At 73.1% G+C, this 8998-nt stretch carries 10 protein-coding genes, 1 tRNA gene and 1 pseudogene; 10 read left to right on the forward strand and 2 right to left on the reverse strand.

Annotation, left to right across the window (positions count from 1 at the left end):
• The 5 genes from H5J29_RS11875 to H5J29_RS11895 form a co-directional block, all read left to right on the forward strand.
• Positions 1-271, forward strand: a 271-nt coding sequence (locus H5J29_RS11875) for a helix-turn-helix domain-containing protein (RefSeq protein ID WP_181780992.1), incomplete at its 5' end; no start/stop codon positions are given.
• Between the two features lie 45 nt (positions 272-316).
• Positions 317-730: an SRPBCC family protein gene (locus H5J29_RS11880; RefSeq protein WP_181780993.1), complete on the forward strand. Its 414-nt coding sequence runs from the start codon at positions 317-319 to the stop codon at positions 728-730.
• 78 nt (positions 731-808) lie between these two features.
• Positions 809-1165, forward strand: coding sequence for a hypothetical protein (locus tag H5J29_RS11885; RefSeq protein ID WP_181780994.1), 357 nt, complete (start codon positions 809-811; stop codon positions 1163-1165).
• A 156-nt stretch (positions 1166-1321) separates the two neighbouring features.
• Positions 1322-1663 carry a hypothetical protein gene (locus H5J29_RS11890; RefSeq protein WP_181780995.1) on the forward strand — a complete coding sequence of 114 codons (342 nt, stop codon included), beginning with the start codon at positions 1322-1324 and terminating at the stop codon, positions 1661-1663.
• A 271-nt stretch (positions 1664-1934) separates the two neighbouring features.
• A complete protein-coding gene (locus H5J29_RS11895) occupies positions 1935-2729 on the forward strand; it encodes an alpha/beta fold hydrolase (protein ID WP_181780996.1) in 795 nt (264 codons plus the stop codon).
• 19 nt (positions 2730-2748) lie between these two features.
• On the opposite strand, the gene H5J29_RS11900 is transcribed toward H5J29_RS11895, so the two are convergent.
• Positions 2749-2820 (reverse strand) — tRNA-Thr (locus tag H5J29_RS11900).
• 68 nt (positions 2821-2888) lie between these two features.
• Here H5J29_RS11900 and H5J29_RS11905 point away from each other — a divergent pair.
• From H5J29_RS11905 to otsB, 3 genes are read left to right on the forward strand one after another with little or no spacing between them, the layout of a single operon-like run.
• Positions 2889-4316, forward strand: a complete 1428-nt coding sequence (locus H5J29_RS11905; RefSeq protein WP_312858172.1) for a threonine/serine exporter family protein — start codon at positions 2889-2891, stop codon at positions 4314-4316.
• Between the two features lie 28 nt (positions 4317-4344).
• Positions 4345-5760 carry an alpha,alpha-trehalose-phosphate synthase (UDP-forming) gene (locus tag H5J29_RS11910; protein ID WP_181780997.1) on the forward strand — a complete coding sequence of 472 codons (1416 nt, stop codon included), beginning with the start codon at positions 4345-4347 and terminating at the stop codon, positions 5758-5760.
• Positions 5757-6512: a trehalose-phosphatase gene (gene otsB / locus H5J29_RS11915; RefSeq protein ID WP_181780998.1), complete on the forward strand. Its 756-nt coding sequence runs from the start codon at positions 5757-5759 to the stop codon at positions 6510-6512. Before H5J29_RS11910 ends, otsB begins: the two co-directional genes overlap by 4 nt.
• Here otsB and H5J29_RS11920 read toward each other — a convergent pair.
• Positions 6501-7604, reverse strand: a complete 1104-nt coding sequence (locus H5J29_RS11920) for a LacI family DNA-binding transcriptional regulator (RefSeq protein ID WP_181780999.1) — start codon at positions 7602-7604, stop codon at positions 6501-6503. The two genes, otsB and H5J29_RS11920, sit on opposite strands and share 12 nt — an antisense overlap.
• A gap of 114 nt (positions 7605-7718) precedes the next feature.
• Between H5J29_RS11920 and H5J29_RS11925 the strand changes: the two genes are divergently transcribed.
• Both H5J29_RS11925 and H5J29_RS11930 read left to right on the forward strand, forming a co-directional pair.
• Complete coding sequence (locus tag H5J29_RS11925; RefSeq protein ID WP_181781000.1) at positions 7719-8699, forward strand: metal ABC transporter solute-binding protein, Zn/Mn family; 981 nt, start codon at positions 7719-7721, stop codon at positions 8697-8699.
• A gap of 92 nt (positions 8700-8791) precedes the next feature.
• Positions 8792-8998 (forward strand): annotated as a pseudogene (locus H5J29_RS11930) (ATP-binding cassette domain-containing protein); the annotation flags it as partial.

Below are 8998 nucleotides of genomic sequence, written 5' to 3' on the forward strand. Positions count from 1 at the left end.
CCACCTCGACCGCGAGTTCGAGCGGGTCGTGGGCCTGACCCCGAAGGCGCTCGGCCGGATCCTGCGGCTGCGCAGGCTGCTCGCGTCGCTCGACGTCCACGCCGACGTCGCGTGGAGCGGGCTCGCCGCCGAATGGGGCTGGTTCGACCAGAGCCACTTCATCCGGGACTTCAAGCGACACACGGGCGTGACCCCCTCGGCGTACGTCCGCGCGCAGCGCGCGGTGTTCGCGGTCGGCCAGGCCGCCGACGGGTTCGTCCCCGAGCTGTGAAATCCGTACAAGTGCTGCGATGACCCGTCGGCCACGATCACGCGCATGGCGAAGGCGTTCGAGACCGAGGTGCTCATCGACCGGCCCGTGTCGGACGTGTGGCGGGAGCTGACCGACTGGGAGCGCGGCGGCCGGTGGCTCCCCGGCGTCGACACCCTGCGCCGTGAGGGCGCGACCCTCACGTTCCACACCCGGGGCAAGGAGCGCACCAGCACGATCACCGAGGTCGTGCCCGGTACCGCGCTGACGCTGGAGTCGGTGCAGGGCGGGGTGACGGCACGCTACGTCTACCGGCTCGAACCCGAGGGCGAGGGCACCCGCGCGCACCTGAGCGCCGACGTCGCGACGCGCGGGGTGACCACCCTGCTCGGCCCGGTGATCCGCGCCGCCGTGCGCCGCACCGACTCGGTCCAGCTGCAGCGGCTGCGCGAGGTGGTGGAGGGCGCGGGCTCTCGCTGAAGTAGCAGACGGTCTACACCCGGTGACCCGCCCGAAACGTCCGGCGCGGGGACGGCGGCGTCGGCCTACCATCCCGAGATGGCCGACAACGACGACGTCCTGGGCCGAGCTCCTGGGCTACCCCTCTCCGCCGAGCAGCGGGAGGACCTGGTCGCCCGACAAGCGCGGCTGGACGCCGCGCTCGCCGAGCTCGAGGCGGCGCAGCACGAGCGCGACGCCCGCTTCCGGGAACTGGACGACGCGGGCGTCGAACCCAGCGAGATCGCGAAGGCCCTCGGGCTGAACCGGCTCGCCGTCAGCCAGGTGCTGACGACGCAGCGCAGGACCGAGGCGGCGCTCCGCCTGGCGGACGACACGCCTCGCGCCGCGGCGCAGGTCGCCCTCGACAAGGCGCAGGAGCACGTCGACCAGGCGTGGCGGACCCGACCCGAGTAGCCCCCCTCGCCGCGGCGGAGGCGTCCCCCGATCGCCCGAGCCCGCTGTCCTCCACCCGATCCGCCGATCGCCCGACTCCGCACGACGGCCTTTCCGACGACCCTGGTGGTCGGCGCCGGAGAACCGGTGCCGACCACCGAACGGAAGGACATCGTCATGCGCAGGATCGTTCTCGCGGCCACCGGAGCAGGACTCGCTCTCGCGGGCCTCGTGGGCTTCGCCGGGTCCGCGAGCGCCGCGCCCGTCGGCTTCGAGGCCTACATCAAGGCGCCCACCACGGCGTACCAGACCTCGAACAACGGGTCCGGGGCCGTCTTCACCAACCTCAGGCCCAACCAGCAGGTCACCGCCCTGTGCTTCACCGAGGGCCAGGAGATCAACGGCAACCACAACTGGTTCCGCATCAGCCTGACCCCGGACCCGCAGGGCCAGACCGGCTTCGTGCACCGCGACGCGATCAGCGTCGAGGCGACCCCGCAGGAGATGAAGCACTGCTGACCCGGCCGCGGGCGCGGGTGGGCCTGACGCATCCCCTTCCCGGATGGTCGAGATTTCTGACCGTTGAGCACCCCGATGATTCGATCTCTGACGGTCGGGGTGCTGAAACATCAGAGATCGAAGCCAGTCAGGAAGGCACCGCCGGGGGTCGGTCGGCCGCGGCGACGTCGTCCGAGCCGGGGGGGCGGTCGCCTGGCCCGCTCGGCGATCGAGGTCCGGCAGGCTCGCGTGGTCCGGTCCGGTCCGGGTGGACGGCACTACACTCCCGGCGATGCACGTCGAGGTGCACGGGCTGGACATCGCCTACGAGCGCGCCGGGACCGGGCCGCCGGTCGTCCTGGCGCACGGCTTCGTCGGCGACGCCCGGTCGTCCTGGGGCAGCCAGATCGAGGCGCTCGCCGACGAGTTCACCGTGATCGCCTGGGACGCACCCGGTGCCGGGGAGTCCTCGGACCCACCGGAGGACTTCGGCATGGTCGGCTACGCCGACTGCCTGGCTGCCTTCCTCCACGTCCTCCGGATCGAGCGGGCCCACCTCGTCGGGTTGTCCTTCGGCGGCTCGCTGGTGCTCGCGACGTACCACCGACACCGCTCCGCCGTGTCGTCGCTCGTCCTGGTGAGCGGGTACGCCGGCTGGGTGGGCTCGATGGGCGCCGACGAAGCGGATCGGCGGCTGACCCGGTCGCTGCAGGCGTCGACACTCCCGCCCGACGACTTCGTCGCCGCGATGCTGCCCTCGATGTTCTCGGCGACGGCCGGGGGCGAGCTCGTGGCGAGGTTCGTCGACAGCGTCCGAGGTTTCCGTCCTGCGGGTTTCCGCGCGCTGGCCCGTGCGAGCGTCGCGGACCAGAGTCACGTGCTGCCCGAGGTCGACGTTCCGATGCTCCTGCTCTACGCCGAGCACGACGTCCGCGCCCCCGTCGCGATCGGCGAGGCGATCCACGCCGCGGTGCCCGCCTCCGAACTCGTCGTGCTCGCAGCGTCGGGCCACGCGAGCCCGGTGGAGGCTCCGGACGAGGTGACGCGCGAGCTGCGCCGCTTCCTGCGCTCGGCCGCACGGCCCTGATCGGGCCTCGTCGCGAGGGAGCCGGAGGTCGGGATCGAACCGACGACCTACTGTTTACAAGACAGTTGCTCTACCACTGAGCTACACCGGCGTCGCCGGATCCAGCGATCCGGCGGCCCTCATCGTAGAGCGCCGGGGGCGGATGGCAGCCTGGCGGCCGTGGTGGACGAGCTCAACCCCGCCGAACGGCTGGCGAACCGGCTCCGGGCGACACTCAAGCGGGACGCGAAACGGCTGCTCGCGGCCGGGCCGCCGACCCTGCCCATGCTGATGGTGGGGCCCCAGGTCCCGGACGACGCGCGGGTGCAGGAGGTGCTCGACCTCTGCATGCGGGTCGGGGAGGTGCAGCTCTCCAGCGGCGAGAGCGTGGCCGTGGTGACCGACCTGATGCTGCGGCTGGCCGACGCGTGCGGGCTGCCCGCGGTGGACGTCGACATCACCTTCACCTCGATCACCATCTGCTGCCACCGCGGCAACGCGGCCACGCCGGTCACCTCCATGCGGCTGGTCAAGTACAAGACGCTCGACCTCACCCGGCTCGCGAACGTCGACCGGGTGGTCGACGACCTGGAGTCCGGCAGGCTGAGCCTGCGGGCGGCGGCGCGGGCCCTCGACGAGGCCATCGACGCCCGCCACCCCTACCCCCGCTGGGCCGCGACGGCCGGCTGGGGCCTGCTCGCGGGCGCCATCGCCGTGCTGCTCGGCGGCGGACCCGTCACGGCGGTCACCGCGTTCCTCGTGACCGGCGCGATCGACCGGATCGGGCGGCTGCTCAACCGGTGGGGGCTGCCCGCCTTCTTCCAGCAGGTCATGGGCGGTCTGCTGGCAACCACGGTGACCATCGGGCTGTTCGCGGCGGGGCTGTTCCCGCCGGGCACGCGGCCGTCGCTGGTGGTCGCGGCCAGCATCACGGTGCTGCTGTCCGGGCTGTCCGTGGTCGGCACCGTGCAGGACGCCATCTCCGGCTACTACGTGACGGCGGCGGGCCGGGTCGCGGAGATCGCGCTGCTCTCGGCGGGGCTGCTGACCGGGGTCGTGCTGGGGCTGAAGTTCGGGTTCGCGGTGGGGATCGCGCTGGACGTGGCGGGGTCGGTGTCGGTGAGCGTCGGGCGGTTCAGCCTGTCCCTGCTGCTCGGCGCGGTGGCGGCGGCCGGGTACGCGCTGGCGGGGTACGCGCCGTTGCGATCGCTCGTCGTCGCCGCGGGCGCCGGGGCCCTGGGCTGGGGCGTCTACTCCACGCTCAACGAGTTCACCGGCTTCGGGCCGGTGGCGGCGACGGGCGTCGCGGCGGTCGTCGTCGGGGCCGGGGCGGGCCTGCTGCGCCGGACCTCACAGGTGCCGTCCCTGGTCGTGACGCTGGCCGGGATCACCCCGCTGCTGCCCGGCTACACCGCCTACCGCGGCTTCTACCAGCTCGCCGTGGAGGGACTGTCCGAAGGACTGGTCACCGTCACCCTCGCCTTGGCGACGGGCCTCGCGCTCGCCGCGGGCGTGACGTTCGGCGAGATCCTGGGCAGTCCACGTCGGAGAGCGGCCGCGGTCACTGCGGACGATTCAGAACCCGCGAACATCCCCGGCGGTCAGTAGGGTTCCTCCCGTACGACAGGAGGACACCGTGGCCCGCAGCAAGAAGCTACCCCCGCCCGAGTTCATCGTCGTCGCCAACCGGCTCCCCGTGGACCTCGAGAAGCTGCCCGACGGCGGTCGGCGCTGGAAGCGCAGCCCCGGCGGCCTGGTCACGGCGCTGGAACCGATGCTGCGCGCCCGCGACGGCGCGTGGATCGGCTGGCCCGGCGTGCCCGACGTCGACGTGGACCCACTGATCGAGGACGGGCTGCAGCTGCACCCGGTGAACCTCTCGGCGGCCGAGGTCGAGGACTACTACGAGGGGTTCTCCAACGGGACACTGTGGCCGCTGTACCACGACGTCGTCGCCCCGCCCGCCTTCCACCGGCACTGGTGGCAGGCGTACGTCACGGTGAACCAGCGGTTCGCCGACTACACCGCGAAGGTCGCCGCCGAGGGCGCCACGGTGTGGGTCCAGGACTACCAGCTGCAGCTCATGCCCGGCATGCTCCGCGAGCTGCGGCCCGATCTGAAGATCGGCTTCTTCCTCCACATCCCCATGCCGCCGACCGAGCTGTTCATGCAGCTGCCGTGGCGGTCGCGGATCATCGAGGGGCTGCTCGGCGCGGACGTCATCGGCTTCCACACCGCGGGCGGCGTGCGCAACTTCCGCTGGCTCGCGACCCGGCTCGCCGGCGCGGGCACGGTGCGCAACAAGGTCAACGAGGTGACCGTCGGGCGGCGGACGGTGAAGCTCGGCGCCTTCCCGATCTCGATCGACTCCAAGCACCTCGACGAGCTGTCGCAGACCGACGCCGTCAAGAAGCGCGCGGCGCAGATCCGGGAGGACCTCGGCAACCCGAAGAAGATCATCCTCGGCGTGGACCGGCTGGACTACACCAAGGGGATCGACGTCCGGCTGCGTGCCTTCCACGAGCTGCTCGAGGAGGACCGGGTCTCGGTCGACGACGCGGTGATGATCCAGCTCGCCACCCCGAGCCGCGAGCGCGTGGAGCACTACCAGCGGATGCGGGACGACATCGAGCTCGCCGTCGGCCGGATGAACGGCGAGTACGCCCACGTCGGCCATCCCGCCGTGCACTACCTGCACCAGTCCCTGCCCCGCGAGGAGCTGGCGGCCTTCTTCCTGGCCGCCGACGTCATGCTGGTGACCCCGCTGCGGGACGGGATGAACCTCGTGGCCAAGGAGTACGTCGCCTGCCGCCACGACCTCGGCGGGGTGCTCGTGCTCAGCGAGTTCGCGGGCGCCGCCGCGGAGCTGACCAGCGCGCTGCTGGTCAACCCGCACGACACCGACGGCGTCAAGGAGACCCTCTACCAGGCGTTGACCATGGAGCCGCAGGAGAGCCGCAAGCGGATGCGCACCCTGCGCAAACAGGTCCTCTCGCACGACGTCGACCGCTGGGCCCGGTCCTTCCTCCAGGCGCTGGGACTGGACACGTGAGCCTGCAGGACGACGTGACCGCGCTGGGCAGCCCGCTGCTCGTCGCGCTGGACTTCGACGGCGTGTTGTCGCCGATCGTCCCCGTCCCCTCCGACGCGCGGCCGCTGCCCGGGTCGGCCGCCGCCGTCCGGGCGCTGGCGGAGGCACCGGACACCACGGTCGTGCTGGTCTCCGGACGCGGCCTCGCCGACCTCGGCACCGTCTCCGGGTTCGAGGCGCCGGTGCACATGGTCGGCAGCCACGGCGGCGAGTTCGGGCCGGGGCTGGTCGACGGGGACACCGCGCTGTTGACGGCCGAGCAGCAGGCCCTGCTGGACAAGCTCACCGTGGCCCTGACCGACCTCGTGGCGGGGGCGGCCGGGGTCGCGTTGGAGCACAAGCCGGCGGGCGTGGCCGTGCACGTGCGGAACGCGGCGCCGGAGGTGGGCGAGCGGGTCCTGGACGAGGTCCGGCGCGGGCCGGGCAGCTGGGCGGGCATCGACCCGACCCCGGGCAAGTCCGTGATCGACCTGGCGGTGCTGCAGGTCACCAAGGGCTCGGCGATCGACGCGCTGCGCGAGCGGCTCGGTGCGGCCGCCGTGTTCTTCGCGGGGGACGACCGCACGGACGAGACGGTCTTCACCCGGCTCCGCCCCGGCGACGTCGGGGTCAAGGTCGGCGAGGGGGACACGGCGGCGACCCACCGCGTCTCCGGTCCCGAGGAGCTGACCGGGGTGCTCACGGCCCTCGCCGAGGCGCGCTCACCAGCCTGAGAAGAACTCCTCGCGGTTCTTCGCGGGCCCGCTGGTGGCGCCCGCCACGAGCTCGGTGGGCAGCACGACCTGCTTCGGGACGTTCCGCTCACCGCGGTCCAGCAGGAGCTCACCGGCGACCTGCCCCTTGCGCCGGAACGGCTGCCGCACGGTGGTGAGCCCGAGGCGGTCGGCCTCCGGAACGCCGTCGAACCCGGTGACGGTGATCCGTCCCGGCACGTCCAGCCCGGCCTCGGTCGCGTGCTGCAGCGCACCGATCGCGAGCACGTCCGAGGTGCAGACCAGCGCGGTCACCTCGGGGTGCGCGGCGAGCAGCTCGGCCGCACCCGAGGCGCCCGCCTCGACACTGTGCTCGAACCGCTCGACCACCGGCACCGCCGACCAGTCCACGCCGACCGCGGTCAACGCGTCGCGCACGCCGCCGATCCGCTCCCGCTGCACGGGATAGGAGGATTCCTCCTGCCGGACGAGGCTCGCGTGCCCGTCGTGTCGCGTGGGGCCCAGCCGCATGCAGAGCACGCCGATCCGCCGGTGGCCCAGGGCCGTCAGGTGCTCGCCGAGGGCCCGCATGCCCTGCCGGTCGTCCACGGACACGCGGTCCACGCCCTCCACTCCGACGGGCTGGTCGCACACCACGGTGGGCACGGGCCGCTCCAGCACGGCGCGGAAGTGCGGGTCGTCCTCGCTGACCGAGTAGACGACGAACCCGTCGACGCCCGCCTGGTGCACGGCCGCGACGTCCGCGTGCTCGGGGCTGACCGGGACGAGCAGCAGGCCCTGGCCCGCCTGCTCGCAGGCCAGCGCGAGGCCCTCGAGGAAGCCGGTGGCCACCGGGTCCCGGAACGCGTACGACAGCGCCTCGGTGAGCAGCAGGCCGACGGCGCCCGCCCGCCGGGTGCGCAGCGACCGGGCGACGGGGTCGGGGCCCGGGTAGCCCAGGCGCCGCGCCGCCTCCAGGACCTTCTCGCGCAGCGGCGCGGAGAGCTGGTCCGGTCGGTTGTACGCATTGGACACGGTGGTGCGCGAGACGCCCAGCTCCGCGGCGAGCGACGCCAGCGTCGCGGGTCGCCTGACGTGGGGTGGACCGCTCATTCCACGACGGTAGCCGCCCGCGGCGCGGGGCCGGTAGCCCGCTCCCTCCTCACCCGCTAGAGTGAAGTGACAACGGTTTTCAATAAAACCATGCGCACAGCCTGATAGGAACCCATGAACACGCGCGTCCCCACCGCACTGCTCGCCGGCGCGGCTCTGCTCACCCTCGCGGCCTGCGGCTCCGGCGAGCCCGCCCAGGGCGAGGCGGGCCGACCGTCCGTCGTCGCCTCCACGGACGTCTACGGCAGCATCGCCACGGCCGTCGGCGGCGACCTCGTCGAGGTGCGGTCGATCATCGACTCGCCGAGCGCGGACCCGCACGAGTACGAGGCCACCCCCGCCGACGCCGCGGCCGTCGCCCGCGCCACGATCGTGCTGGTCAACGGCGGCGGGTACGACGCGTTCGCCGCGCAGCTCGTGCAGTCGGCGGGCACGAGCCCCACGGTGATCGACGCCGTCGGGCTCTCCGGGCTGGAGGGCGCGGAGGAGGCGGGGCACGCGGAGGAGGCGGCCGGGCACAGCGAGGGCGACGGCCACGCCGAGGGCGAGGCCGGACACGGGCACGGCGAGTTCAACGAGCACGTCTGGTACGACCTCGGGACCGTCCGCAAGGTCGCCGACGCGCTCGCCGCCGACCTCGGCGCGAAGGACGCGGCCAACGCCGCGACCTACTCCGCCAACGCCCAACGCCTCGGCACCGAGCTCGACGGGCTGCAGCAGAAGGTCGACGCGATCAAGGCCGCGCAGGCGGGACAACGGATCGCCGTGACCGAGCCCGTTCCGCTCTACCTGACCGAGGCCGCAGGCCTGGAGAACGCGACCCCGGAGTCCTTCTCCGAGGCCGTCGAGGAGGGCAACGACCCGGCCGCGGCGGTGCTCGCCGAGACCGTCGCGGTGGTGCCCACCGTGCGCGCGGTGGTCGCGAACGCTCAGACCGAGAGCCCGTCGACGCAGGAGGTCGAGAAGGCCGCCGCCGCCGCGAACGTCCCCGTGGTGGCCTTCACCGAGACCCTCCCGGACGGCGTGGACTCCTACGTCGCGTGGCAGTCCGCGCAGCTCGATGCCCTGGCCGGAGCTCTGAACCGGGCGGCGTGAACAATGCAGTCATGACCGCAGCGACCCCCGCCGCCTCGCTGCGCGGCGCGCGGGTGGAGTTCGGCCCCCGGGTGCTGTGGGAGGGGCTGGACCTCGACGTCCGACCCGGTGAGTTCCTCGCGGTCCTGGGCCCCAACGGATCCGGCAAGACCACCCTGCTGCGCGTGCTGCTCGGCCTGCAGCCGCTCACGGCGGGCGAGGTGCTCGTCGGCGGCGAGCCCGTGCGGCGCGGTGGCGGCGGGATCGGGTACATCCCGCAGCAGAAGGCGCTGCCGGAGGACATGCCGCTGCGCGCGGCC

It is taken from the genome of Pseudonocardia pini, assembly GCF_013870575.1.
Classification (GTDB): domain Bacteria; phylum Actinomycetota; class Actinomycetes; order Mycobacteriales; family Pseudonocardiaceae; genus Pseudonocardia; species Pseudonocardia pini.

Coding starts and splice junctions, on each gene's coding strand:
- H5J29_RS11885 (WP_181780994.1), top strand. CDS start 809: ATGGCCGACAACGACGACGTCCTGGGCCGAGCTCCTGGGCTACCCCTC.
- H5J29_RS11880 (WP_181780993.1), top strand. CDS start 317: ATGGCGAAGGCGTTCGAGACCGAGGTGCTCATCGACCGGCCCGTGTCG.
- H5J29_RS11925 (WP_181781000.1), top strand. CDS start 7,719: ATGAACACGCGCGTCCCCACCGCACTGCTCGCCGGCGCGGCTCTGCTC.
- H5J29_RS11920 (WP_181780999.1), bottom strand. CDS start 7,604: ATGAGCGGTCCACCCCACGTCAGGCGACCCGCGACGCTGGCGTCGCTC.
- H5J29_RS11890 (WP_181780995.1), top strand. CDS start 1,322: ATGCGCAGGATCGTTCTCGCGGCCACCGGAGCAGGACTCGCTCTCGCG.
- H5J29_RS11895 (WP_181780996.1), top strand. CDS start 1,935: ATGCACGTCGAGGTGCACGGGCTGGACATCGCCTACGAGCGCGCCGGG.